At 40.1% G+C, this 25,442-nt stretch carries 25 protein-coding genes, 1 tRNA gene and 2 other RNA genes; 4 read left to right on the forward strand and 24 right to left on the reverse strand.

The genetic code is table 11. From position 1 onward, the window contains the following. Positions 1-100 precede the first annotated feature (100 nt). Positions 101-2,107 (reverse strand): alpha-amylase family glycosyl hydrolase, encoded by a 2,007-nt coding sequence (locus AC3M61_RS09805; RefSeq protein ID WP_029683959.1) that lies wholly within the window; start codon positions 2,105-2,107, stop codon positions 101-103. Positions 2,108-2,200: 93 nt separating this feature from the next. On the opposite strand from AC3M61_RS09805, the gene AC3M61_RS09810 reads away from it, so the two are divergent. Further along, positions 2,201-2,290: transfer RNA gene (locus AC3M61_RS09810), tRNA-Ser, on the forward strand. 14 nt (positions 2,291-2,304) lie between these two features. On the opposite strand, the gene AC3M61_RS09815 is transcribed toward AC3M61_RS09810, so the two are convergent. The 16 genes from AC3M61_RS09815 to AC3M61_RS09890 form a co-directional block, all read right to left on the reverse strand. Continuing rightward, a complete protein-coding gene (locus AC3M61_RS09815; RefSeq protein WP_029683960.1) occupies positions 2,305-3,654 on the reverse strand; it encodes an MFS transporter in 1,350 nt (449 codons plus the stop codon). Positions 3,655-3,872: 218 nt separating this feature from the next. Continuing rightward, positions 3,873-4,379, reverse strand: a complete 507-nt coding sequence (locus tag AC3M61_RS09820) for a ferritin family protein (protein ID WP_029683961.1) — start codon at positions 4,377-4,379, stop codon at positions 3,873-3,875. Positions 4,380-4,427: 48 nt separating this feature from the next. Then, a complete protein-coding gene (locus AC3M61_RS09825; protein ID WP_500780636.1) occupies positions 4,428-4,709 on the reverse strand; it encodes a thioredoxin family protein in 282 nt (93 codons plus the stop codon). Between the two features lie 26 nt (positions 4,710-4,735). Continuing rightward, positions 4,736-6,385: a penicillin-binding transpeptidase domain-containing protein gene (locus tag AC3M61_RS09830; protein ID WP_500780637.1), complete on the reverse strand. Its 1,650-nt coding sequence runs from the start codon at positions 6,383-6,385 to the stop codon at positions 4,736-4,738. A 31-nt stretch (positions 6,386-6,416) separates the two neighbouring features. After that, positions 6,417-9,092, reverse strand: a complete 2,676-nt coding sequence (locus AC3M61_RS09835; RefSeq protein WP_500780638.1) for a CBS domain-containing protein — start codon at positions 9,090-9,092, stop codon at positions 6,417-6,419. Continuing rightward, the gene (locus tag AC3M61_RS09840) at positions 9,089-10,282 is read right to left on the reverse strand and encodes a metallophosphoesterase (RefSeq protein WP_500780639.1); all 1,194 of its coding nucleotides are present in this window, start codon (positions 10,280-10,282) and stop codon (positions 9,089-9,091) included. The genes AC3M61_RS09835 and AC3M61_RS09840 overlap by 4 nt, the downstream gene beginning before the upstream one ends. A 49-nt stretch (positions 10,283-10,331) precedes the next feature. Further along, on the reverse strand, positions 10,332-11,168 hold the full coding sequence (locus AC3M61_RS09845; protein ID WP_500780640.1) for an MBL fold metallo-hydrolase: 837 nt from the start codon (positions 11,166-11,168) through the stop codon (positions 10,332-10,334). Positions 11,169-11,218: 50 nt separating this feature from the next. After that, positions 11,219-11,671, reverse strand: a complete 453-nt coding sequence (gene rplI, locus AC3M61_RS09850) for a 50S ribosomal protein L9 (protein WP_500780641.1) — start codon at positions 11,669-11,671, stop codon at positions 11,219-11,221. A gap of 43 nt (positions 11,672-11,714) precedes the next feature. After that, on the reverse strand, positions 11,715-12,533 hold the full coding sequence (gene prmC, locus AC3M61_RS09855) for a peptide chain release factor N(5)-glutamine methyltransferase (RefSeq protein WP_500780642.1): 819 nt from the start codon (positions 12,531-12,533) through the stop codon (positions 11,715-11,717). Between the two features lie 56 nt (positions 12,534-12,589). Further along, positions 12,590-12,898, reverse strand: a complete 309-nt coding sequence (locus tag AC3M61_RS09860; protein ID WP_500780643.1) for a metal-sulfur cluster assembly factor — start codon at positions 12,896-12,898, stop codon at positions 12,590-12,592. Continuing rightward, positions 12,895-14,199, reverse strand: coding sequence for a phosphoglucosamine mutase (gene glmM / locus AC3M61_RS09865; protein ID WP_500780644.1), 1,305 nt, complete (start codon positions 14,197-14,199; stop codon positions 12,895-12,897). The genes AC3M61_RS09860 and glmM overlap by 4 nt, the downstream gene beginning before the upstream one ends. Before the next feature lie 53 nt (positions 14,200-14,252). Then, positions 14,253-14,927, reverse strand: coding sequence for a TIGR00266 family protein (locus tag AC3M61_RS09870; protein WP_500780645.1), 675 nt, complete (start codon positions 14,925-14,927; stop codon positions 14,253-14,255). Continuing rightward, positions 14,924-15,460 (reverse strand): bifunctional pyr operon transcriptional regulator/uracil phosphoribosyltransferase PyrR, encoded by a 537-nt coding sequence (gene pyrR / locus AC3M61_RS09875; RefSeq protein WP_500780646.1) that lies wholly within the window; start codon positions 15,458-15,460, stop codon positions 14,924-14,926. Before pyrR ends, AC3M61_RS09870 begins: the two co-directional genes overlap by 4 nt. A gap of 35 nt (positions 15,461-15,495) precedes the next feature. Further along, entirely contained in the window at positions 15,496-16,269 is a 774-nt protein-coding gene (locus tag AC3M61_RS09880; protein WP_500780647.1) for a hypothetical protein, read from the reverse strand. Next, the gene (tgt, locus tag AC3M61_RS09885; RefSeq protein WP_500780648.1) at positions 16,244-17,368 is read right to left on the reverse strand and encodes a tRNA guanosine(34) transglycosylase Tgt; all 1,125 of its coding nucleotides are present in this window, start codon (positions 17,366-17,368) and stop codon (positions 16,244-16,246) included. Before tgt ends, AC3M61_RS09880 begins: the two co-directional genes overlap by 26 nt. Next, the gene (locus tag AC3M61_RS09890) at positions 17,349-17,981 is read right to left on the reverse strand and encodes a cyclodeaminase/cyclohydrolase family protein (RefSeq protein ID WP_500780649.1); all 633 of its coding nucleotides are present in this window, start codon (positions 17,979-17,981) and stop codon (positions 17,349-17,351) included. Before AC3M61_RS09890 ends, tgt begins: the two co-directional genes overlap by 20 nt. A gap of 117 nt (positions 17,982-18,098) precedes the next feature. Between AC3M61_RS09890 and ffs the strand changes: the two genes are divergently transcribed. Next, positions 18,099-18,363: signal recognition particle sRNA large type (gene ffs, locus AC3M61_RS09895), an RNA gene on the forward strand. Between the two features lie 38 nt (positions 18,364-18,401). On the opposite strand, the gene rnpB is transcribed toward ffs, so the two are convergent. Next, an RNA gene (gene rnpB / locus AC3M61_RS09900) (RNase P RNA component class A) lies at positions 18,402-18,720 on the reverse strand. 241 nt (positions 18,721-18,961) lie between these two features. Here rnpB and AC3M61_RS09905 point away from each other — a divergent pair. Both AC3M61_RS09905 and AC3M61_RS09910 read left to right on the forward strand, forming a co-directional pair. Further along, positions 18,962-20,308, forward strand: a complete 1,347-nt coding sequence (locus AC3M61_RS09905; RefSeq protein ID WP_500780650.1) for an MATE family efflux transporter — start codon at positions 18,962-18,964, stop codon at positions 20,306-20,308. A gap of 16 nt (positions 20,309-20,324) precedes the next feature. After that, positions 20,325-20,972, forward strand: coding sequence for an HAD family hydrolase (locus AC3M61_RS09910; protein WP_500780651.1), 648 nt, complete (start codon positions 20,325-20,327; stop codon positions 20,970-20,972). Positions 20,973-21,068: 96 nt separating this feature from the next. On the opposite strand, the gene AC3M61_RS09915 is transcribed toward AC3M61_RS09910, so the two are convergent. From AC3M61_RS09915 to AC3M61_RS09940, 6 genes are all read right to left on the reverse strand, one after another. Then, positions 21,069-21,263, reverse strand: coding sequence for a hypothetical protein (locus AC3M61_RS09915; RefSeq protein ID WP_500780652.1), 195 nt, complete (start codon positions 21,261-21,263; stop codon positions 21,069-21,071). A gap of 26 nt (positions 21,264-21,289) precedes the next feature. Next, positions 21,290-21,508 carry a DUF2922 domain-containing protein gene (locus tag AC3M61_RS09920; RefSeq protein ID WP_014451955.1) on the reverse strand — a complete coding sequence of 73 codons (219 nt, stop codon included), beginning with the start codon at positions 21,506-21,508 and terminating at the stop codon, positions 21,290-21,292. Beyond that, the gene (locus AC3M61_RS09925; RefSeq protein ID WP_500780653.1) at positions 21,505-21,705 is read right to left on the reverse strand and encodes a hypothetical protein; all 201 of its coding nucleotides are present in this window, start codon (positions 21,703-21,705) and stop codon (positions 21,505-21,507) included. Before AC3M61_RS09925 ends, AC3M61_RS09920 begins: the two co-directional genes overlap by 4 nt. Positions 21,706-21,856: 151 nt before the next feature. Beyond that, positions 21,857-22,078 (reverse strand): hypothetical protein, encoded by a 222-nt coding sequence (locus AC3M61_RS09930; protein WP_500780654.1) that lies wholly within the window; start codon positions 22,076-22,078, stop codon positions 21,857-21,859. Positions 22,079-22,103: 25 nt separating this feature from the next. After that, positions 22,104-23,282, reverse strand: coding sequence for a 6-phosphofructokinase (locus tag AC3M61_RS09935; RefSeq protein WP_500780655.1), 1,179 nt, complete (start codon positions 23,280-23,282; stop codon positions 22,104-22,106). A gap of 148 nt (positions 23,283-23,430) precedes the next feature. Further along, entirely contained in the window at positions 23,431-25,401 is a 1,971-nt protein-coding gene (locus AC3M61_RS09940; protein WP_500780656.1) for a glycoside hydrolase family 13, read from the reverse strand. Between the last annotated feature and the right edge of the window lie 41 nt (positions 25,402-25,442).

Consider the following 25,442-nt stretch of genomic DNA (forward strand, 5'->3'; position numbering starts at 1 on the left):
ACTAAGGCAGACTTCCACTGACAAGCTATCTTTTATGCCTGGAGCAGTAAAAAAGCGCGCTCAAGTGAGCGCGCCTGTAGTTTTTATTTGTGGTATTTAATTACTCCCAATTAACAAGAAGAATCACAAAATCGCCAGGCATCAGGTTCACAGGAATGTTGTTGCCAAATGAGAATCCCATTTTCCTTTTCCCATGCCTTGTTACTACAGTTACACTTTTTACTTCTATGTTCCTACCAACTGTTTCGTTCACAAGAATCTCTATGTACTTTTCGTGTACGAAATCCAGGTTTCCAAGTACTATAACTCCCTTGTCTCCTTTCCAATAACTGTAATTGGCAGTTGTTCCATCTTGGTAATTTAAGTAGACGTATCTAAACTCCGAATCCATGAATTCAGAAATCTCATCCCTTACCTTCAACACCCATTTTAAGAAGTTGTACATATCATCTTTAGCTTTATCCCAGTGTAGAGCGTAATAATCAAAAAAGGCAAGTTTCCCATAAAATTGGTCATCAGGTGGTAAGAGTGTTTTCCCATAAATTGTGTTGTCGAGCCCGAGATTCATGGGCTGAATTTCCTCTATTTCCTGACCGCTGTTGATGTAAGCTATTGAATTCGGTGACAAATACAGCAAAGCCGGTGCAAGGTATTTAAGCTTGTTCCCATTTTCTCGTGCAACGACTCTCGGAGTATCGGGTGTTTCGCATGAGGCTATGTAAGGAACCTCAAGATTAGGTGTTATTTCTTCAATGAATCTGTAAAATTCCGAAGGTCTTGCGACTGCATACCAACTGTTTCCAAGAATACAGTCATAACCTTCAGCTTTTGCTTTCTTGTCGTTTTTCATTTCCAGTTCTTCTGCAATAAATCCAAAAGCCGGGTCTATTTCTCTGGCTGCTGAGATTATCATATCTTGAAGCTGTGGGGGTAGCGCATGTCCCATGTCGATTCTCGCACCGTCGATGCCATATTTTTTCTGATAAGTTGGTATAATGTTTGCTATGTATTCCCAAAGTTTTTTGTTTGGCTTATTACCAGGGAACTTACTTGATTTTATAACATCAAATAATACGTATGGTGGCTGGTCTTTGCTTACATACTTTGCACTCGCCTCTGGATGGTCAAGATATAGCCTAAGAAATGTTACATCGTCCCAAGTCGGTTGTGGGTCATTCACCCAATCTGAGAAGCCTGGAGGCGTTATAATTCCAAATTCTCTGGCTATATTTGAAAGTATATCCCCTTCCATCTTCTTAACTTTTTCCCATTTCTGCTTGTCAATTTTGTCGGGCGACAACGTGAATTTGGATAGGTGTGTTTTAACTTCATCCGATGAATATATAACCTCTAAGTCTTCAAGCTCTGGTATTTTAAACGGGAGTTGTGGTATATGTGGTGGTTTGTAGCTTGCCGCTTCTTCAATTTTAATCCAGTAGAACCAATCAGGATGCGACTTTATTAAATCGCTGTCCCTTGCGGCAGTGCGTGGAATGAAATCCAGCACGACTCTAATCCCAAGCATATGCGCAGCCTGCACCAATGCTTTGAATTGTTCTTCCAACTTAACCCCTTCAAGGAGTGGATCCGCGTAACTTTCATCTAATTCTATCGGGTTCTTTACAGCGTATGGCGAACCAACCTCTCCTTTTTTGAAAACATCGCTCATCTTGGAGATAGGAAGCATGTAAAGTACGTTTATTCCCATTTCTTTTAGATAGGGTAAAAGTCCTATCATTTTAAGGAACGTTCCAGATTCTTTGTAACCGAAGATGTCTTCAGGCTCAAAGGCACCAAATCCTTTGTGGTTATAAGCTGTTGTCGCTCTTGGCAACGCACCGTACATCTTCGCCTTTCTGAGCCAGGTCGCATCCTTTTCTCCATTCAGCGTCGCAAGTGATTTTGAATAATCTAAACCTTTGTCGTTTTCTAATATTGTGTCAATAATTATCGAGTAATATTCATAAGGGTCAACAAAGTACCTTCCATCCTTCATGGAAAGCTTTCCAGAATAATTGGGAATAATCCACTGACGTGGTAAGGCATACAAGGTCTTCCCGGTGATTTTCCTTTTGAGATACTTACTTAGTTCCCTAAGTTCTTTCATTTTCATACCTCCTTTATCCACAAGCAGTTTCTGTTTATATAGCACAGCTATTGACGATACCGAAGACTTGTTGTATAATCTTTCATGCTGGACGGAGGCGTGTCCGAACTGGCTAAGGAGCCGGTCTTGAAAATCGGTGGTGGTCAAACCACCGTGTGGGTTCGAGTCCCACCGCCTCCGCCATTTTTTATTGTCCATTACTCTCTTTGTTCATCACCCGTCTCCACATTAACTACCTGGTTAGCTATTTCCATAGCAAGTGTCCTCATCTTTTTGTTAAGAGCCTCAACTTCTATTTCAAAATACCATGCTGAGAGCATGAGCAAAAATCCACAAGCAAGCCAAAAATACGCGGTAACTTCCAAAGCTGCTCCAAGCGTTTCTAAAGCTACAGACAAGGAACCTCCAACAAACCTGCCAATTCCAGTTCCCACCGAGTCAGTAAGGTTAAAGATTGAGAAGATACGTCCTCTGTCCTTTGGTTCATTTACGTTTAGTAACATCATTTTCACATTAGGTCCCGTGTATGAATCCATAGCAGCTGCGATAAACCCTAGCATCCCGAACGTTAAGAATCCTAACGCTCCACTAGATACACCGGATGCGTAAGGATATCTGAAGACACTCACGGTTAGGAAAACTCCTAATATGGTTGTAATTGCAGACACGAATGGAACCATTTTTTTTGAACGTCTGTATATTTTTTCACCGGTAAAGCCACCTACAATATTTCCAACTATACTTCCTAATGCAAAAAGTAAAAACATCGTCGTCGCTTGATTCAAATCCATAGATTTTTCTCGTCTAAAGAACTCTATCATGAAATATGGGATTGCCCCCCATGGCACTGTCCCAGCAATACCTTGAAGAAAAAGAAGCAAGTTAGTTTTAACCCTGACCAGTTGTGCGTAATCTGAGAGTTTTGTCACATATGAATACTCCACACCAGATTCAGAAAAACCTTCTTCACTTGCTCCACGTCTTGGTTCTTCAAGGAGGTTGATTATCAAAGGTATTAAGAGAATGTTTGGAGCTGAGACAAGAATGAAAGGTATCCTCCAACCAAAGATATTAGCCGTGTAACCTGCTACAAGCATTCCAATTATGCTACCAACGGTTGAAGCAAGGCCCAATATAGATACCACTTTACCTCTTTCTTTATGGCCAAAGAGGTCTCCAACAAGTGAGTAAGATATAGGAAACGAAGCCCCAACTCCGATTCCAGTTAGCACTCTCCAAAAGAAAAATTCACCGTAAGAACCTGAAATAGCAGTCAAGAGACAGGGAATCTCTCCTACAAGTATGGATGAAACCAAAAGCCATTTCCTGCTGTATTTGTCTGTAAGATAACCCCATATAAGACTAATCAAAGCACCGACTATGCTGAAAACCCCACCGATAAGACCTATGTGGGAATCTGTGATATTGAATTCTTTTTCTATCATATCAATTACAGGACTCATGACCATCTGGTCGGCATTCAGTATTACAAGCAATAAAAAAAGAAAAAACACTACTTTTTTCCTGTCTTTCACAACCTCCTCCATAAACTTCCCCCCATGTATTGTTATTTTATATCAGCTTCTGAAGAGTACAAAATAAGCCCAGAAGGGATTCGATAGTATTATATCATAACCCGAATTTCAAAAATCAAAAGAACATCTAATTCCATAAGAAGAAATTCAAAACCTTCAAACACCTGGAGACATCGTTTAAAAACAAGAGGCTCAGGTTATCCTGAGCCCCTTTATCAAGTTTTTTTAAATTAGAAGAGAGGTTCAAAACCTTGCTGATTCCAATAACTTCTTTTTGCTTCCTCGTAAGCCTCTTCTAAAGCTTTCTTGTGACCGTTTTCCCAAGTTCCAAGTAAATTCAAAATCTTTTTCATTTCAGGATCCGATACCTTCTCTGCACTCTCTTTGTAAAATTTTTCAAAGTCTTCTTCGATAAGGTAGGCCATTCTCAATATGGCAAGGTCGTTTGCCATCTGGTCTAACGAACCATTCACCATCTCCGATTTCTCTCTTCCTTCAAAGAAATCTGTTCGAACTATTGCTTGTTGCGCATCGTCAAGCGTCACTTCTACGTTGTTTTCTACTTTTTTCATCAAATTCTCGATAAACTTGATGTGGTCCTCCTCCATGTATGCAAGCCCTTCCAGAAGGTCTTTGATTTCTTTACTTGATACCTTCTTTGCCTTCTCTTTGTAAAATTCCCTTCCTTCAATTTCTCGCATCAATGCAAATCTTAAGATACCTATCACTTTCTCCATAAACCACACCCCCTTGTGAAAAGTGAAAAAGCGAGTTTTACTTTCTGTCTATTCTATACCAAGTATATCATACATTCTTTGAATGTATTCTCTTATTTCAAATTCAGAAAAGTTTCTTGCAAATCTTTTTAGTTCATTTCCCTCACTGTCCACGAATATTATTGTTGGCACTGTGAAAACCATGTTCTGACCAGCTATCTCAGGTTTTTCAATCACATCCACAACTTCCAGGTTAAGATTGTAGTCCTCGGCTATTCGCTTCATTTTTGGTAGAAATGCAACACATACACCACAATTATCGTTTTTGAAATACAGTGCTTTTATTTCCATAACCTCTCGATTTCCCTCCTATTTTCCTATTTTTCGTTTTCTTTTTCACTAAAGAAACCATTTTCCAGCATAAAATCGAATACCTTACGAGCAACCGGTGCAGCGTTATGTCCACCGCTTTCTCCGTTTTCTATCAACACAGCAACAGAATACTTTGGATTCTTGGAAGGTGCAAACCCAACAAACCATGCATGGGGAGGACCACTGTGCGTTTGAGCTGTACCTGTTTTACCTGCAACGGTGATTTTGAAACCTTTGAAACTTTTCGCAGCCGTTCCACCACTGGAAGCGGGTCCTTGGACAGTTGTCACTTGTTCCAGTCCGTCTATTATGGTATCCCATACGGGTTCAGGAATGTTTAGCGCTACTTTTTTGGTTAAAACTTCCTCGTTCAAAACAAGTCTTGGTTTGACAAATATGCCTTTGTTAGCTATCGTGTTATAAAGGCTGAGAATTTGAATGGGTGTAAAATCAAGAAAGCCTTGGCCAATCCCAAAAAGAACTGTGTCACCAGGGTACCACTTTTCGCCGAATCTTTTTAATTTCCACTCTGGTGATGGTAGAGTCCCGGCAACTTCCCCTGGTAAACTGATACCAGTTTTCTGGTCAAGGTAAAATGCCTTTGAAACACTCACAAGCTTATCGATTCCAACATCCAAAGCCGCGTTGTAGAAATATACATTACATGATACACGTATCGCTTTTTTTAAATCTACAACTCCATGTCCAGTAATAAGCCAATCTTTGTAAGTTGCTGTAATCCTTCCTTTTGAATCTCTGTAGTGAAACACTCCACTGCAAGAAAGTGTAGATGGATGACCGTAGAGCATCTGAGCGATAGCCGTAATTACCTTAAAAGTAGAACCAGGTGGATAAACGTTTGATATGGCTCTGTTAAGCAATGGTTTGAGCGGGTCATTAACCAACTTCTCCCATGTAAGCGTATCAATTTCGTTTAAGTCCACATCCGGTGTAGGATAAGAAGCCATTGCAAGGATATCGCCTGTTCGGACATCACTTACTATGATAACAGAAGGTGTAGCAAGTTCTGTAAGTAAATCGTATGCAAACTTCTGGAGCTTAAAATTGATTGTAGTCTGGAGGTCCATACCATTTTCTCCAAGATTCTCTAAGATGTCTTGACTATATTTTCCACCCGGCGACCTAATACCGTATGACACTGACAATTTGCCCTTGAGCACCTCATTATAAACATACTCAAGTCCTGCAATACCTTCGCCATCTTTATTCACACTACCAACAATGTGATAAAGAAAACCATACGATTTGCGCTTTTCAATGGGAATTATTTGATAGCCCTTGCTTTGCAAAACAAACGCCTGTTCCCATGTAACTTCTACACTACCGCTGTTTTTCAAAACAGCAATTTGAGAGTCGTCGATGTACTTTCTCAGTTGTTTCTCATCTTCTGCTGTGTATTTCCTCAAAACGAGTGTTGGTATCCTTTCACTCCAAGCAAGTTTGACTCCATCTGATGAATATATCGTCCCGCGAAGTCCTCTGTTGTAAAAGCTTCGGGCAAGTAGGGAGTTCAATAGTGCTACGTGTTTCGGTCGGTCTATTATCTGAACTTTTACTAGTCCAAAAATTAAATAGAAAAACATGCCAAAGAACATGAAGAATGGCATGTATCTCCTCATCGAACTCTCAGCCACTGGCAATCACCCACATCAGTTAAGGTAACCCTTATCGATTCGTATTTTCAGAAACTTCCGCTTGTTTTATTTTATTTTGAGTTTCTTCGAATATCTTCTCAGCAGTCGAAATTTCATCAAGACTTGGGTTGTCCAATTTCATTGCATATAACTTTTCAAGAATTTCGTTTATCAACGGACCTGATTTAAGGTTGAATTTCTCCATAATGTATTTTCCAGTGACTTTTTCGAGTTTTGTACTAAGAATAGCATCGATGTATCTAAGAAGATACTGCTGCCCCTCGTCGTCTAAGTATGCGGAAAGATGTATAAATATATACGGATTTCCCTTGCCAAGCACTTTGTAAATATCTGAAAAAGCCAGTTGTGATTCAACCATCGATTTCAGTGGTAACATCATATTCTCAGTAAATTTCAAACTCTCGATGAACTTCTTAGGATATCCATAACGATTTCTCATAAACTCTAACGTTTCCTTGTCGTAAAACTCCAAAATCACCGTTGATATAGCATAGAAATCGCTTATATTCTGATACCTTTGCTTAATCAACGGCAAAAATCTGAAAACTCTTTCCAACTTCTCGTCCATCGTTGGTGTGTAATAAGTTTTTGGAAAAATATGTTTCAAAATGCCAAGTTCTGCTAAGCGCCTTATTGCAATCAAAGGTTGTTTTTCTTCCAATATTTTCTCTATCTCCTGTCTTATCCTCGCACCGGATACTCTTTCTAAGTAATTCGCTTCTAAGTTTCTTTTCAGAATCTCGAGCGTATGCTCTTCTATTTTGAAGTTGTACCTTGTTTCAAATCTAACCGCTCGAATCATTCGCGTTGGGTCTTCGATAAAGCTAAGGTTGTGCAAAATTCTTATGATACCCTCTTCTAAATCCTTCTGACAATTGAAGAAGTCATAAAGAACTCCAAACTCATTAGGGTTTAATTTTATAGCCATTGCATTTATCGTGAAATCTCTTCTGTAAAGGTCTTTCTTTATCGTACTCACATCAACTTGGGGAAGTTCTCCTGGTTTTTCGTAATATTCTGTTCGAGCTGTAGCTACGTCTATTTTAAACCCATCTTTAAAGACAAGCGTTGCCGTATAGAATTTTTCATACGGAACTACAATTGCATCGAGCTGTTTTGCAACGTATTTTGCAAATTCTATTCCGTTCCCTTCCACCACTACGTCGACGTCGTAGTTTGGGATATTCAAAAGCAAATCCCTAACAAATCCTCCAACTACGTAAACAGGCATTTTCATTTCATTTCCGTACACGCCGATGAGTCTTAATAAGTTGATAATTCTTCTATCGAGTCTTTCATAGATAATCTCGGTAATGTTTTTGAAATTAAAGCTAGGTTCATGCTCTTGAGACGTTTGCACGAGCTGTTTTTGACTTGCCCTTATGATATCGGACCTTGTAACTATTCCAACGAGTATATTGTTTTCATCCAAAATCGGAATCCTTCCAACATCGTGTTCAATCATGAGTTTTTTTAGAGTGCTCACGGGTGTATCTGTTTTTGCTGTGATGAGTTTCGATGTCATCACCGATTTTACGGGTCTTTTACCTAAACCATGGTTAATTGCCTTTTCTATTGTTTTTTTAGTTACGATTCCAACAAGTCGGTCTCCTTCAACAATAGGTATACCGTTATGGCCGGTTACTTCCATTATTTTGTTTACCTGTTCTATAGTCTCAAAAGCCAAAGCTGTTCTAACAGGTGAAGACATTATGTCTTTTGCCTTGAGACCCGAGGAAATATACTTTGGAAGTAAACTCAACACTTTGTGTATAACCTCTTCAACGGCTACCATCGAAAGGGTAGCGGAAGCTGCTTGCCTGTGCCCACCGCCTCCAAACTCACTTACCAATCCTCTTATGTCCACGTCGGGTGATTTCGTCCTTCCTACAATAAAGACTTTCTTACCCATCCTCACCACAGCGATAAGCGTTTCTGGTTCTTGTGCATACCAGTATTTCGCAACCACTGCCGAAAGTCCGCCAATGAATTTTTCTGTTTCAGCATAGGTAACTGTGATCACATGATTGTCAATTGTATAAGTATGAGTGTTTTGAAGAAGATTTTGGAGTAGTAACTTCTGGTCAATTGTCAGGTCGAATTTTATGTATTCGGCTACTATCTCTACTTCCAACCCATGTTCGAATAAATACCTTATTGCATCAATATCATCCAAAGTAGTGCTTGAAAATAACAAGCTACCAGTGTCTTCGTATATACCGATTCCAAGTAACGTTGCCTCCAGTTTATTTGGTTTGATTCCATGTTCCTTCATCATTTTTGTAACTATACTTGCAGCCGCACCGGTTTGCCGGATAATTTTAGTGAAACTATAAGTAGTGTTACTGACTGGGATTTTCGAATCTTCATCATTTCTAATATCAGGGTGATGGTCAACCACTGTTATCTTGGCATCAGGCTTTAGTTTTCTTTTAATCTCATCGCCAATCCTCTCTAGACCTGGAGTATCAACGATAATTAACTCTTCTATCCCCTCTTCAACTTTTGCAATTTGTTCGCTTGTTAAATAAGGGAACGCATCCTCGTATAATCGGAGGTATTCTTTGAGGTTTTGCATTGGAACCCCTGAAATGACAATTTCAAAATCTGGGTGAAGTTTTTTCATTCCTACACAAGAAGCAAAACCATCGAAATCGGGATTATTGTGGGTGGTTATAACCTTCAACTAATCACTTCCCTTTTTCTGAGTTTATTAACAGAGCCTGTAATAATCTCTATTTCCCCGGAATTTTCTACGCGCGCTATGGCGTAAAATATTTCAAAGTATCTTTGAAAGATATTCCTTGATTTTCTCTCAACAACTGGCTTCCAAGAACCACAGTTAACATAGAATTTCACGTCGTTTCTTATCTTAATCAGTTCAAAACCCGGCTTATGATTATGCCCCATCACAATTCCTTGTATCTCTTTGAAGTGTTGAATTTCAGTCGTGTCAACTTTATCCAAATACCCATCCATATTCTTGAAAAGCCATCCCGGCTCTTCAAATATCTTAATTGCCGCTTTTTTTAGGTAATCGGTTTTCTTTAAGTTTCTGGTTTTCATAACAACACGTACTAATAGTTCTCCCAGTTTTATACCACCAATTTTGTTCAAAAAGAGTATCGATAATTTACTCAATAATGGATAATTCTTTTTCATCCAGTATTTAGCTTCTTCCTCACGCATCATTGTTATAAAATTGTCTATCCACAATTTAAGCAAATCGACACTCGTCTCATACACCTTGGAGATTTGTTCGAGCCATTGAAAGACGTCAAGGGTAGGTCTAACATTATCGTAATCACTAACCACTTCGTCAGGTAAGTATTCTTTCAAGACATCGTCGAAGTTTACCATCATATACCTTGATATAAAATCTCCAAGCGGTGGAATTATCTCGCCGTTCACTTCCAAAAACCTGTTGATAGCATCGAATTGGTTACCGTGAACTGCGAGGATGTGCGTTTGTTCGTCGTAGTAATACGGAACGATTTCCAAATTCTCTATTCGTTCTTTCAAGCTTTCTTGCAATTTTTTATTTTTCAAAATATAGTAATCATGATTGCCAATCACGTATTTAATTTTCCCCTTGAATTTTGAAAGAGCTTCGAATACCTTTGGATGAGCACGTTCTATAAGTCTTATAAGCTTCCCATCGAGTGAATGAACAGTCTCCCAGAACGGTTTTAAACCCGTATGGCGAACTATTTCGGATTCGAGTATTTCAAATCCGTCACCTACGATTACAAGCTCTGGGTTTTCCAAATTATTCCACTCGTTTATGAAATTGTTGAAAAGTTCATCTTGGCTGAAATCATCTTTGCTATTCCCATCACCGATGTGTAGGTCACTTATGAATATTATATTTCTCAACGCTCAGCCTCAACTCCTTTTGCACTTGAAGACTCACCACGTGAATTTTTCAAAACTCGAACACCCTTTCGGGATGAACATACAAAATCTTTGTGCCAGGAATCTGCATTTTCCTGATGACCTTTTCTATGCTCCTTATGTACCTTGATGATATATGATACAAAATAAGTGTTTGAACGTTTGCATCCTTAACAAGTTCTATCACTTCGTCCAAAGAAGCGTGGTTGTTGAATTTTCTATCTTCTTTTTTCAAAAACGTACACTCATGAAAGAGAATCTCCGTATCTGCTACATCTTCCTTTTTTAGTAAAATGGTGTCGCCAGATACGGTGAGAATCTTCTTTTCGTACGTTTCCGTTACACTCTCGCTCCCATATGATTTCACGAGCCTTGTTATCTCTTCTTTCGGAAGGTTTCTGTATTCTTCCTTCAATCTCCTGCGAACTTCGATTAGGTGATATCCAAAAGCCGTTTCGCTGTAGGTATGAACGACACTGAATGGTTTTATGTAACGATTCGTTGTTGTCGAATTTCTCAAAAGGACCCTTTCTCCATCTTTCAATGGGACAAAATCAAGTTTGAACCGTAGCTCGCTATTTGCTCTCCTAAGGAAGTCAGCATATAATTCAATTCCCCTGTTACCCGAAGGATAATAAACAGTCAGAGGTTTTTCTCTATCTCCCATTGCGTTATTTCTAGTATTGATTATTGACCATAAACCTGCTATATGGTCAACATGTCCATGTGTTAAAAACACGTGTCGAACCGCGTAAATTTTGTTTGTTAGCATTGTCGCAACGCCTTCACCAGCATCGAAAAGAATGCGTTCCGGCGAATAATAAATCCATGTGGAATAGAGTGCCTTGGAAAACGCTATTATATTCATATTTAGACTCTTCAACTCCTTTTTGCATGAGCTATTTTATTTTTTATTTTTTAATCTTCGCTCTTTACTACCTCCACCTTTATCTTTCCAGAAACACCACCTGGTAGTTTAACAACCACGTCATAAAGCCCCACACTTTTTATGTGAGAATCAAGAGATATCCATCTTTTATCAAATTCCTTCCCTAACACCCTTTCTATCTCTTCTGCAATGTTTGAATTGGTCAGTGAGCCGAATAATTTACCACCTTCTCCAGCTTTTGCTTTGATTTTGAAAACATGTTTCTGAAGTTCGGAAAGGAGTTCTTCACTTGCCTTTCTTTGTTCTTCTTGTCTTTTTCTTTCCTCTTCCTTTTGCCTTTCCAACTCTTTAATAACTTCTGGTGTAGCTTCTTTGGCTAAACCTTTTGGGATAAGGAAGTTTCTTGCATATCCATCAGAGACGTTGACAATTTGCCCTTTCTTGCCAAGTTTGGGAACATCTTGCATCAGGACAATTTTCATACACGATTTACCTCCTTTTTTCCAATCTTGTCACTTACCTTGTTTAACCCCTCTTGTTCACAATCAAATACCTATCTTTCCCTGCGAGGTCTTTTAACACTTCGCCATCTGTCAGCGCTTTTAACTTCTCGCCTTGGTCTTCCCCTATTTCCATTATAACAATTTTACCTGAGGTATCGTAACGTTTGAAGAATTCTTTGTAAAACTCCAATCCATCCTCACCACCAAAAAGTGCTTCCTGTGGCTCAAATTCAAGTTCTTTTTGAAGTGTTACATCTTTTCTCACATATGGCGGATTTGAAACTATGATATCTATACTGTCCCACTCATTTTTAAAAGGTTCTGCAAATTCTCCTAACCTGAAATCGCAATTTACTGAGTATCGCCTTGCGTTCTTTCTTGCCAACGTTATTGCCTTTTCACTTACATCTGTTCCAAAAACTTCCACCCCTAATGTGGAAAGTTCTTTGTCGTTGGCACATTCTAATGCAATTGATATAGCAATAACTCCACTGCCAACTCCGATATCCAGAACCCTTCTCAACTTGTATTTTCTTATGTATTCCAAGCTCAAATCAACGAGCCCTTCGGTTTCCCACCTGGGAATAAGCACGCCTTCTTCTATGTAGAACATCCTACCGTAAAACTCTACTTCTCCTATTATATATTGGAGTGGGTATCCTGTAAGTCGCTTCTCAAATAGTGTTATTATAGAGTCAAGGAATTTCTCAGGACATTCGTCATATAAATGTGCAATTACGTATTCTTTTTTCTTTCCTATCACTTTCCCAATCAAAAGAAGAGCCTCCCGCTCGGGAAGCCCTTTATTTTTGTAAGCCTGCACAATTTCAGAAAACTTCATAGAGCATTCACGTCACCCAAACTTATGAATTCGAATACAGGTTTACGGTACTTTTACTAAATCCCGAGTTGTTTTCGTATGATAGGGTCTATCCTATCTGGTGTCCATGGTGGGTCAAATGTTAATTCTACTTCGACATTGTTCACACCTTCGATTGACCTTATTTTCATCTCAGCATCGCTCATAATTCCACCAGCAAGTGGACACATGGGGGTGGTCATTGTCATAAGTACTTTGACGTTGTTTTGGTCATCGACCTGGATATCGTAAATAAGGCCAAGTGTTACTACGTCAAGTCCTATTTCCCAATCGATGACCTCTTTAAGCTTGTTCCACACTGCTGTTTTCAATTCTTCTTTTGTCATGCGTTTTCCTCTCCTTTCACAAGTTCTTCTATCTTTCCAGCTATCTCATATGCAACATTGTTGATATATTCTTCGTCTGGTCCTTGGACAAAGACCCTTACAAGTGGTTCAGTTCCGGAAGGTCTGACAACTATATCAGTATCCTCCCGCTTGTATTTTTCAATAAGTTCTTTTACATCCTTGTGTTCCACGATGAGTTTGTTTTTGCATTTGATATTAAGCATAACTTGTGGGTAGTCTGGTACTGCATCAGCCAATTCAGAAAGTTTTTTGCCACTTAAAACCATCGTTCTTATTGTCTCCAGCGCAGTTATTAATCCATCACCGGTTGTAGATTTATCCAAGAAGATAATATGCCCGCTCCTTTCACCACCAAGATTTGCTCCGTGCTCAAGCATTTGCTCAAGAACGTATCTGTCCCCAACTTTTGCTCTCAAAAGCTTGATACCATGTTTCCTAAGGAAGACCTCAAGTCCCATATTGGAGAGTACAGTCCCTACAACGATGTCGTTTTTCAATCGTCCTTCATTCTTCATTTGAACTGCGCACATTCCCATTATCTTATCGCCATGGACTTCTCGTTTTCTCTCATCTAACAAGATACACCTGTCAGCATCCCCATCGTGAAGTATCGCGAGATTGTGACTAGTCATCTTTTCCATGGCATGTTCTGGGTTTGTAGAACCGCAATTTACGTTTATATTATAGCCATCCGGGTTATTATTAATCACTTCTACTTTTGCTCCGAGTTGTTTTAAAACATAAGGTGTGGTTTCATACGCTGCTCCATTTCCAGCGTCAACCAATATCTTTAAACCCGACAAATCTAAATCTGGGAATTGTTGAATAACGTAGTTTGTATATTCCTCAAAAGCAAGCTTGTAATCAACGACACAGCCTATCTCATTGTAAGGGACATAATGGAGCTCTTTCATCCGTTTTTCCAGATTGTCCTCTATCTCATCTGGCAACTTAAAACCTTTCGAGATAACCTTTAACCCGTTGAATTCAGGAGGATTGTGTGAAGCGGAAATCATTACTCCAACTGCATCCTCAAGTTTGGTTATAATCGCCAGTGCAGGAGTTGGAAGCACACCACATCGATAGACTGTTGCTCCTGCAGCCGTTGCACCGGCTATGATAGCGGCCTCCAACATATCCCCGCTTGCTCTTGTATCTTTGGCTATAAATATTCTGTTGCTAACGTATTTTCCAAGAGCATTGCCCAACCTAAACGCTATTTCGGGAGTTAGTTCCTCGTTAACAACACCCCTTATACCATCAGTCCCAAACAGCTTCATAAAAAATCCTCCTTTGGTTCGTTTTCACTTCTTTTATACTTTCATTGACAGCATTACCTACTTCCAGTCTCACGAGGAACTAATGACTTTATCCATTCTACAAACGCCGGATAATTTCTCGTTTGAACATATACCCTTCCTGGTCCTGTGAAATCGCAAACAAGACCTTCTCCACCAAAAAGTGTAGACTTTATCCCACCAAAAGTCCTAACGTTGTAATTAACACTCCCGTCAAAAGCCACGACATGTCCTGTGTCAATTGTTATCCTTTCTCCAACTTGTAATTCTATCATCTTAATAGCCCCAAAGGAAGAAATGGCAGCATCACCGTATCCTTGAAGTTTAAGCAAGAATATTCCCTCACCAGCAAAGAAGGATTTAAAACCTCCGAATGAAACATCTAAATCCACTTGAGCATCACATGCCAAAAATGATGTTGACTGAACAAATAGCGTTCCGTTCACTTGAACAATCTCTATATCACCGGGCAGTTCTGGAGCTATACCGATTTCTCCGTTACCGGAGGAATAATATGTGTTCATGAAAAAGCTTTCCCCCCCAAGCACTGCTCGTTTCAATGCTTTCCAAACACCACCTGTCGACGTTTCGACATTAACAGGACCCTTCATATAAACCATGGCACCGGGTTCTACCTTTACTCGTTCACCAGCTCCAAGATATACTTTCAAAAGTGCATAACTTCCTCTAAATTCTATCTCCCCTCTCATAAATCTTCCCCCACTTTCAATATGTAAACACCGTCCTCACCGTCAACCTCTTTCAATCTGACCTTGACAATTTCCAGTTCTTTTGAACTCGGGATATTCTTACCTACGTAGTCTGGTCGTATTGGAAACTCCCTATGCCCCCTATCGATAAGCACAGCAAGTTGAATGGATTTTGGTCTACCACGTGAGATAATGGCATCCATTGCCGCCCTAACCGTTCTACCTGTGAAGAGAACATCGTCAACAAGAACCACCTTTTTGCCTTGCAAACTGAAATCTATAATACTCTTATCTTCTTCCTTTGAAGTTCTTTTTTCGTCGTCCCTAAAAGGTGCCACGTCTAATGCTCCAACAGGTAATTCCACACCTTCTATCATCGATATATTTCTAGCTATCCTCTTAGCAAGATACCATCCACGTGTAATGATACCTATAATAACCAAATCTTCGGCACCTTTGTTCTTTTCTAAAATCTCGTGTGATATACGCATCAACGACCTTCTTATATCATCTTCGCCGAGTATCTTCACCATGCTTTCTCACTTCCCATATTTAGTATGAACATGTCTTACATGTTGAACGCAAAGGTCATTTTCAGTCCATATTTTGATTTCAGCTCTTCGTAACTCGAAACACTCTCGCTGAGGTTGTAAAAACCACTTATTTCGAATATATAGCTGTCAACTATCAAATTGGTCTTACCATAGATACTGTGGTATAACATACCACCTGACAATGAATACACTGGCACATATGAAAAAACTATCTCGTTGAAAGGTGCTATTTTAGATATGGCTATGCCCAATGTGAATCTCAGATAATCAATTCCGATGTTCCTGACACCAATCTTTACACCAGCTTGGTTTGTCACAGACCAGTTGAAAATCGCCTCTAAACTAGGCAAAGAGTTCTCTTGTTTTTCAGAATAAAGGACTAGGTTGTATAGTGCAAAACTTAGAATTGAAGAATCCGACACCTTTATTAATCCACCTGCGTCCAAACTCAACATTTTAGAATCGAGTGGAAGTATTTTGAACTTAATATTAAGTGCATAGAATTTTGATATGTCCACCAGTCTGTAATTGACAACACCAGTCGCATAGGTTGAATCTGTAGTATAGCCAAGTTCTCCAAAGAGTTTCTCTTCTATTTGTCTCCAGTATATTCCTAAATTCCAACCCGTACGTTCTTGGGCTGTGAGTGAAAACGCAAACGAATTATTGCCAGATAAGAAATAAACCGGGTTTTCGTTAAAGAACGAGTATCCAGTAGAGGCTAAAATTAGTAAGAACAAAATAATCACATTTTGGTAAAACTTACCCCTCCGAAGCTGGCTTTTCATACGTCTTCTTCACCTTCTCTCGAAATTCGTAAAACGTTTCATTTTCTATGCTTTCACGCATCTTTTCTCCAAATTCCATCATGAAATGTATATCGTGAATTGTTAAAAGTATCTGGCCCAATACTTCTTCTCTGTCAAAGAGATGCCTTATGTATCCTTTTGAAAAATTACGACATGTGTAACATGTGCAGTTTTCATCTATGGGTGTTTTGTCGTATTTGTATCTAGCTGAGCGGATATTGAACTTTCCATTCCAGGTAACTGCTAGTCCATGCCGAGCAACTCGTGTTGGGAAGACACTGTCGAAGATATCAACACCACTCGCTACTAAGTCAACTAACAAATCTGGTGAACCACCACCCATGAAATACCTGGGCTTATCTGGAGGCATTTTTGGACCTATAAACTCAACCATCTTTAACGTTACTTCGCGAGGTTCACCAACACTTAACCCACCTATAGCAAATCCATCAAAATCAAATTCAGTAATCTCTTTCAAACTTATCTCTCTGAGGTCTTCGTAAATAGCGCCTTGGATTATCCCAAAAATCGCTTGATGAGAAATCCTTCTCAAATGTTCTAAACTCCGTTTAGCCCACTTCGTTGTAAGCTTAACAGACCTTTTCGCCTCATCGTATCCATCTTTTGGGTCGGCACAATAATCAAATGCCATAACGATATCTGAACCAAGGGTTGCTTGTATCTCCATCGACAACTCCGGGGTTATGTAATGCTTTGAACCGTCTATTGGAGACATAATCCATACACCATCGTCAGTAATCTTCTGACCCTTCTTGAGACTAAACACTTGAAAACCACCACTATCGGTTAAAATCGGTCTGTCCCAGTTCATGAAGTTGTGAAGCCCGCCAAATTCTCGGATAACATCTAATCCCGGTTTCAAATACAGGTGAAATGCGTTTGAAAGAATTATTTGAACGTTATTTTCCTTTAGAATGTGCGGGGTTACCAACTTAACATTTGCGTTCGTACCAACCGGCATGAATGTAGGTGTTTCAACAATACCATGTGGGAGGTACATCCTCCCACGTCTCGCATTACCAACAGTTTTCAAAACTTCAAATCTTAGTGAACCCATTTTCTTTTATCAACTCCTGTATTCTTTCGTAGTAAACTTTTGCCTCTCCCATAACCTCGTACATTTCATCGAGGACTTTGTTTTTAAATTCTTCATCTGTTATTGACTTGAGATTTATCATTACATTGTACTCACCGATTTTACAAGCAGCCCTTGCTAATTCCGCAGCACTGTACGCATCGGATACAGCATTTTGGTTACCCCATTTTGCAACAATTTCACTGTATTTTAGAATATCCCTTGCACACTCAACAAGTTCAAAAGGTGTTTCAACAGCTTTCTTTAGTGCTTCTTGAAGTTTTGTCTCTCTTTCTGGGTCTTCTTTCGGTAACTTGTAAGCTTCCATAACTTTATCAAAAGCTTTAACATCCTCAGAAGCTAATCTGAGGGCTCTTTCAAGAACGAGTTCCATATTCTCCAATACTTCTTGCATAAGTCCCTCATAATTTTCGTATTTTTTCTTTCCGAGTGTAAGATTAGCAACCATTGAATTAAGTGCGGCTCCGAGTGCAGCAACAACAGCACCAACTGCTCCGCCACCAGGAACAGGGGTTTTTTCCTTTACTTTATTACAAAGTTCCTCAACTGTTAATTTTCTGATATCAATATCCATAGGCTTGCCCCCTCCTTTTTGATAGTGAATGTAAAAACTCTACCTTCATACAAAAACATTATACCACAAAAAGTACAATTGAAAAATCTAAAAAACGTGATACAATTCATTAGGGTGCCGTACTAGGCGGGGGGTTGGTGGTCCCCTGTAACCCGAAACCCACCTTAGCGGGGCCGAATTCCCCGACTGAGGCTGTCCGGGTTCGGTTCCGGCACACCCGGTGGCAACGAAGGTTGGGTCCCACGCAACAACTGCCTACGAACCGGGTCAGGTCCGGAAGGAAGCAGCCCTAAGTAGGTAAGTGTGTGCCGTGGGGGTGCCCGGCTGGAGCCATGCAGGGTGTGTACGGCCGGGTCTGGACAAGTCGAAGCGGGGTGTGCGGCACCCTTTTTTATTTTATATACCCAACAATTATCAACCTAACCGAGGGGAGCTGTAAGCCGGATTCTGTTTCGACAGGCATCTGTCTATGCGGCCTACCCGGGGGAATATGGGCGGAGCCACCCGACCCCCTGCTTGGCCTTGCTCCGGATGGGGGTTGCCAAGCCGGTGCATCACTGCACCGCTGGTGAGCTCTTACCTCACCTTTCCACCCTTGCCCTACAAGAGGGCGGTTTCCGTTTCTATGGCCCTATCCGTGGCTCGCGCCACCTGGCCGTTAGCCAGCATCCTGCCCACGGAGTCCGGACTTTCCTCAGGTCAGCCTTGTGCGGCTGCCCGCGCCTGTCCGCTCCCCTCGGCACTTTTTATTATACCCATTTCTTCAAACCCGAATAATTATATATCGTCCTCATCAATAATTCAAGAAAAACGCTTCTTAGAATGCTTTAATAGTATTTTTTTGCGTATATTTTTCGTGATTGTTGGCTTCTCTATATCAAATGGACTTTACCATCCCCCATAACTTATGTTAGAATAAAAACGTATTGTTCGTAATACGAATTATCTAAAATTTTTAATAAAAGGGGCGTGTTCTTTAAGTGGCTCGTGTTGATGTGCTAAACCAACGAATAGAATACTCCATCTTTCATTTAGCTTGGCCATTGATAATCTCAAATTCACTTCAAACTATCTACAACATTGTAGATTCTTACTTTCTTGGAAAACTTGGACCAATCCAGTTCTCCGCATCAACCGTCACTTGGCCCGTTATTTTCACATTCATTTCCCTTGCGATGGGTTTTTCACATGCAGGCGTAGCGATTGTGTCCCAATATGCTGGAAAAAAAGATACCTTAGGTGTAAGGAAATCATCCGGTCAATTGTATTTAGTAACGCTTATAACAGGCCTTCTTTCTACAATCTTAGGACTTTCCTTCACAAAACCCATTATTTACGGCATTGTTGGTTCTAAAAACCCGCAAGTTATCCCGTATGCGATTAGCTATTATGTTGTTGATATGATAGGTCTGCCCCTTGTATTCATACTCAACACGACTACTTCCGTTATGCGTGCAATAGGAGACTCACAATTCGGAATGCGTATGATACTCTACATGAACGTTATCAATATGATTTTCGACCCTCTTTTGATTTTCGGAATAGGTCCATTCCCAAGGCTTGGTGTTGTTGGAGCAGCATGGGCATCGAATATAGGCAGACTCGTGGCAGCAATAATTAGCATTAATCACGTTTTTTCAGAAAGGGCTGTTGTAAGAATCGAGAGGAAGGATTTCAAACCCGACTGGAGGATGATATCCCTAATTTTGAAACTTGGGCTTCCCAGTGCAATAGGCATGTCAGTTACATCTGCCGGTTTTGCGGTTATCATGAAATACGTAGCGATGTTTGGACCTGCAGTGATAAGTGCATACGGCATAGGGAACAGGGTTATTAACCTTGTATCAATGATTTCCTTTGGTTTAGCTGGTGCGGTATCAACCATGGTTGGACAATTCATAGGAGCAAGAAGATTTGAAGATGCTGAAAGAACGGTCAGGACTGCCTTCTTTTGGAATGTTATCATTATAGGTTTCCTTTCTGTCCTCACATTTGCTTACGCAAAGCAAGTCACGAAGTTCTTTATCAACGACCCTGAAGTTATAAAGATGGGAGACATATTTTTTAAATACATCTCATTCTCAATGCCGATATTCACATCCTACATGATATACAACAACGCACTTGTAGGTGCTGGCAAGACCGTGTTAACAATGATAGGTGATATACTAAGGCTGTGGGGTATTAGAATTCCAATAATTGCTTTGCTTGCAACAACCATGGGATTCAAGGGGATTTTTGTTGGTATGATAATAAGCAATTTGATAGTCTTTTTCGTAACTTACGCCTTTTTCAGGTTCTCAAATTGGAAGAAAGCTGTTGTTTAATTAAGGAGGTAAAAGAATGGAGAATAAATCTATCGATTACATAAAATACATATTCTTGGACTACGACGGAACTATCATAGAAAACGCGGAATCTGAGTTTTTGAAAGAATATTTCACTTTGCTTTCGAAAAAATCAGGCACTGAATTTAACCAACTCTTGCAACTGGTCATGTTCTCTGTTGAAGAAACTATTAAAAATACCGCAAATGATAAGAAGCTTTTTGAAAAGTTCAGCATAGCGATTTCTCAAAATTCAGGAAAACCTCGAGAGTATTGGGTAAAACTCTTCTACGATTTCTATGAAACTGAATTCGACCAGCTCTCAAAAATTGTTAAACCTAAGAAAGAACTAATTGAACTGATGAGAAAGACCGACAAAAAGTTGATATTTGCATCTAACCCACTCTTTCCAAAGACTGCAACTTACAAACGTATAAAATTTGCAGGTTTAGAACCAGAAATGTTTTTATATGTCGCTCATATGGAAAATAGTACGTATGCTAAACCAAATCCCATGTTTTTCAAAGAGATAATGGCAAAGCTAAGTCTCTCACCAGACGAATGTGTGATGATAGGTGATACAGAATTTGACATGGCTTGCGAAAAGGTAGGAATCAAATTTATACACATCAACGAAACAGAAAAATGGAAACAGACATTTTAATAATCCAATGAAAAAAGCCCTGAGGATTCATCACCCTCAGGGCTTTTTTAACCAATATTTGGTTTAATTCAAACAAATACAAACACTATAAATCAATCAGAATAACACCAACGCCAAGTAATCTATTGCAGAAGAAACGATTAAGTGGTAGACTTCCCTTGGAATTTGGATGTTCAGTTCATCGTAAAGCTCATCCATAAGTTCCATGACTTCAGCTTTCTTCTTATCTCCTTCACCAGGTCTTTCAACAAGATACATGAAGAGTTTGAGAATATCCCATATCCACTTCATCCCGCTCACCCACTATTTTCAAACTCTTAGAGAATCAAATTAACCAAAATCTGCACATTGGTTTCCGTTAGTCTTGCTTCGTCTGGTTCAAATCCCTCAGGTATCACGCCGAGTTGCTTAAGTTGTTGCATGTCTTGTTCAAGTTCTGCAGGATTAATATTGTCAATAGGTTCTGGGATATTCAGCCTGTAAGTTCTCGTACGAGTTCCTTCACTTTTCCTAAACATTAACGTGAGTCTTTTCATAACTCATCACCCACACTTTCGGTCGTGACAATTTGAGCGCTTTCGCACATGTATTTTGAATATTTGTCAAGTATCGAAACAACCGTTTGCGCATTTTCTGGACTAAAAGCATCCGAAACTGTTATGTTTTGCCTTCTATAGATAGGTTCGTTGTTTTCATCAAACCCTACTACCCATCTCAAAACCAACCTCTTCATAAATACACCTCCGCTTACTAAAAGTTGCATCAACGTTCTTGCCTGCGCAGGCAATGAGATGTATCTACGCCAGATGGGCTGTTAACATGAAATTTACAAACAAAAAGCCCAGGTTTGTTAATCCCTGGGCTTTTGCATATACTCTGTTTATTTATTTTTTCTTCCATCCTTTAACTGCACTGTAGATTATCCAAACCAAAAAACCTATGGCTATGATAGGCACAAGTGCAGCCAAGAAAAGGGATGCGAGAACAAGCATTATTAGAAAAATAATGATACCTATTATCCAAACCAGCAACGGTGTCAAAAATGGAAGTAACGAAATCACTAATAGCGCAACAACCAAAATACCTATGAGTGTGAATATCCACATTTGTTTTCCCTCTCTTCTTGGGGAATTATTTTAAATCCAACAGCTTGTAATCCGGCAGTCCGTTTCTGAACGGTGGATATGGCTCTCCTTGTATCAATGGTAGTGCGTATTTGAAGAACTTTTCTGTCACCATGAACTTGTCGAAATAGTCTTTGGGAAGCATCCTCGTCTGTTCCGCAACCAAATTTAGTGGAACGGAAGAGTATCTAATTTCATACGGTTCATCTGAAACGCGCTCCATAGTAACCATAACACCGTAGTTATCTTCCAGTGCATACTTAACTGCCATTCTTCCACACATCTCAGCTTCTTGGACATCTGTCGCACTTGCAATATGTCTTCCACTTCTTTGTAGATAATCAGGGATTGCAACGTGGGTTTTTAGTCCTAACTCAGACCTAACCATACCAGCAATCGTGAATCCGACACCTCCAAGTTGGCGATTACCAAAACTATCGGTGTATCCCATATCGGAGACAAAGAACCCGTCCGGATATTTCAAACCCTCGGCAACAGCGATAGCACAGTAACCTTTCTTGGAAACGATATTATCAACAGCAGAAATAAATTCATCTTTATTAAACGGCTCTTCTGGTAACAACACAATATCTGCTCCGATACCGTTTACCCAACCCAACGCAGCGGCAGCTGCTAACCAACCCGCGTGTCTTCCCATGATTTCCATGACGAAGACCTGAGTGGAGTCAACATACATGCTTCTTAAATCAAGTGCAGCTTCCATCATAGCTGTTGCGATGTATTTCGCAGCGGAACCATAGCCGGGACAATGGTCTGTATGTGGAAGGTCGTTATCAATAGTCTTGGGAACTCCAACAACTTTCAGTTCGTAACCTCTTTTTTGTGCTTCGACCTGCAATCTCCAAGCGGTGTCCATAGAATCGTTGCCACCGTTGTAGAAGAAGTATCTAATATCATTTTTCCTAAAAATCTCAAAAAGCTTCTCTATATCAGCATCGCTTTTCAACTTCTTTCTACAAGAACCAAATGCGCCGGCCGGTGTGTACTTCAAAAATTCTATATCAAGCTCCGTTGCATCCAAAAACTTCTCCCTCAAAATACCCGTAACACCGTTGATTCCAACGTATACTTCCAGCCCGTTCTTTCTTGCTTCATCGATAACACCATAAGCACTTGCGTTAATAACGCTTGTAACACCTCCGGACTGTGCGTAAAGTGCCTTCATAAGCTACCCCTCCAATCCTTGCTTATTCCTTATTCATTGAATACACTTACCGATATTTTACCACAAAAGTTTGAAAGCAAAACAAAAACCCCGGGCGATTTCCAAGATTCCAGCCCGGGGTTGTTGTTCCTAAAAATATTCAATTCTCTTAGAATTTGACAGCCCCGCTAAGCGTCAATGTCGTTGAGGCAAGGACATTAGACAAATCGTTAAAGGAAATCTTCAAATTAAGCTCCTTCTCTTTATCAAATGTCCCAGCTAAGAGCGAAATTGCTTGTGTTGAAAGTGTGTAACTTAGACCAAGTTTGTAAACATTATCTTTTGCAACAATTTCAAAAACCAAATCAGGCGTGGAAATGTCCAGCTCTCCTTGTAAAAGAACATCGTAAGATGAAATTTTGGAAGATGCATAGAAATTCATGAGTGTGCCATCAAATCCTGCTCCGAGTGCGAATTGTTCTGTTCCAAAATCAAATCCGAAGTAGTATGTATTATCAAGGCTGTACATTCCAGTAAGCGTGAGTGTAAATGGCACTTCGAGTGAATATTGGGCAAGGACAGAGTAATTGTTTGTGAAATATCCCTTAGCACCGTATACACTTATTCCACCGAACTGGACACCTGCGATTAATGGAAGTTCAGAATTTTCATATCCCAAACCGAAGACCAATTTCGTGTCCTTTGAGATGTCGTAGGAAAAGACAATTCCGGTATCCTTACCTATCACTGGGAAGTTCCACGCAGTTTTGTAATGGAAACCGACGGTGAGTTTGTCATTTGCCAATTTAAAGAGTGCACTGTCTATACTTGCTCCACCATAAGCAATTGTCAAAGTAAGGTCTGGATTAGGGTTGAATGTCAGTGTCAGTTTGTTTGTCGCACCGCTAAATACCAGAATTTTATTTTCGTCCGTGCTGAACGAATACGTGAACTCGTATATACCTTTTACCGGTAGTCCCCCTGCTTGCGATTCTACTCCCTCAATAGCAAGCTTGCCATCTTTTTCAACGAGTTTGAATACACCGTTCTTGCCTCCAAATCCATCAGGTTCATACGCTGGGGCAAGTGGGTCTTCCTCCCAAACATCGTTCCCACCAATCACAAAAACGAATTTATACTTATGCACACCTGGCTGGAGAGCGAGTGTTGCAACCCAATAGCCGTCGACAAGTTGCATCTTTTGTGCCCTTGGATTCCATCCATTGAACGAGCCCGCCAAGTACGCTTCCTGAGCGTTTTCCTTCTTAACTGCGAACATAACCTTACCATCAACGACAGACAATCCAGGCGTAATTTTTCCTGTCTCTACAACTGCCTTCTTTTCTTCCACTTTAGTCTCCTCTTGCTTTCCTTCCTTAACAGCTGTTGCTGGTGCCCTCACAACAAGCTTTCCACCTTCTCGTGCAACTTCGATAACTGCATTCAACCCACCAAAGCCATCATCGGTATATGCGAACGCATTTGGGTCTGGTATCCAATTACCATCGACAACGAACTTGTATTCGTATACACCAGGTTGAAGCTCCAATACAGCCTCCCACCATCCATCTTCAATAAAATACAGTGGAGTATCATCTGCTTTCCAATTGTTGAAAGAACCGGCAATGTAAGGTTGTTTTGCATCTTTGTTGTAGTAACGGATAATTACGTAACCATCTGCGTCGACGAATATCGTGTTCTCTCTTTTTTCATTAAGTATATACTTTTTTCCGCCTTGCTGAGTTTGTGCTTGAGTCGTTCCTTCCGGAGCTGTTATCTTGCCATCATCCGTGAGTGTAAAGATTCCGTTTTTGCCACCAAACCCATCATCCACATATGCGGGGGCTTCCGGGTCTTCTTTCCAGGTCTTGCCATCTATAACAAACTTGTATTGATATGTTCCTGGTTTCAGTTCAACCTCATATACCCAAACCCCATCAACTAACTTCATCGCCCATGCTGTTGGACTCCAGTTGTTAAATGTACCTGCCAGGTAAACAACGTTAGCTTGTGCTTTGAATGTGAATATAACCTTTCCGTCTTTGTAGGTAACACCTGCAAATGTCAATGTTGAAATTAAAACAATTAAAGTAACAACAAAAAATGCCTTTTTCAAGTTTGAAAATATCGAAAGCTTCATCAACCGCACCTCCTAATCCTCACTTTTTATTTCTTTCCAAA

It is taken from the genome of Fervidobacterium sp., from assembly GCF_059913585.1.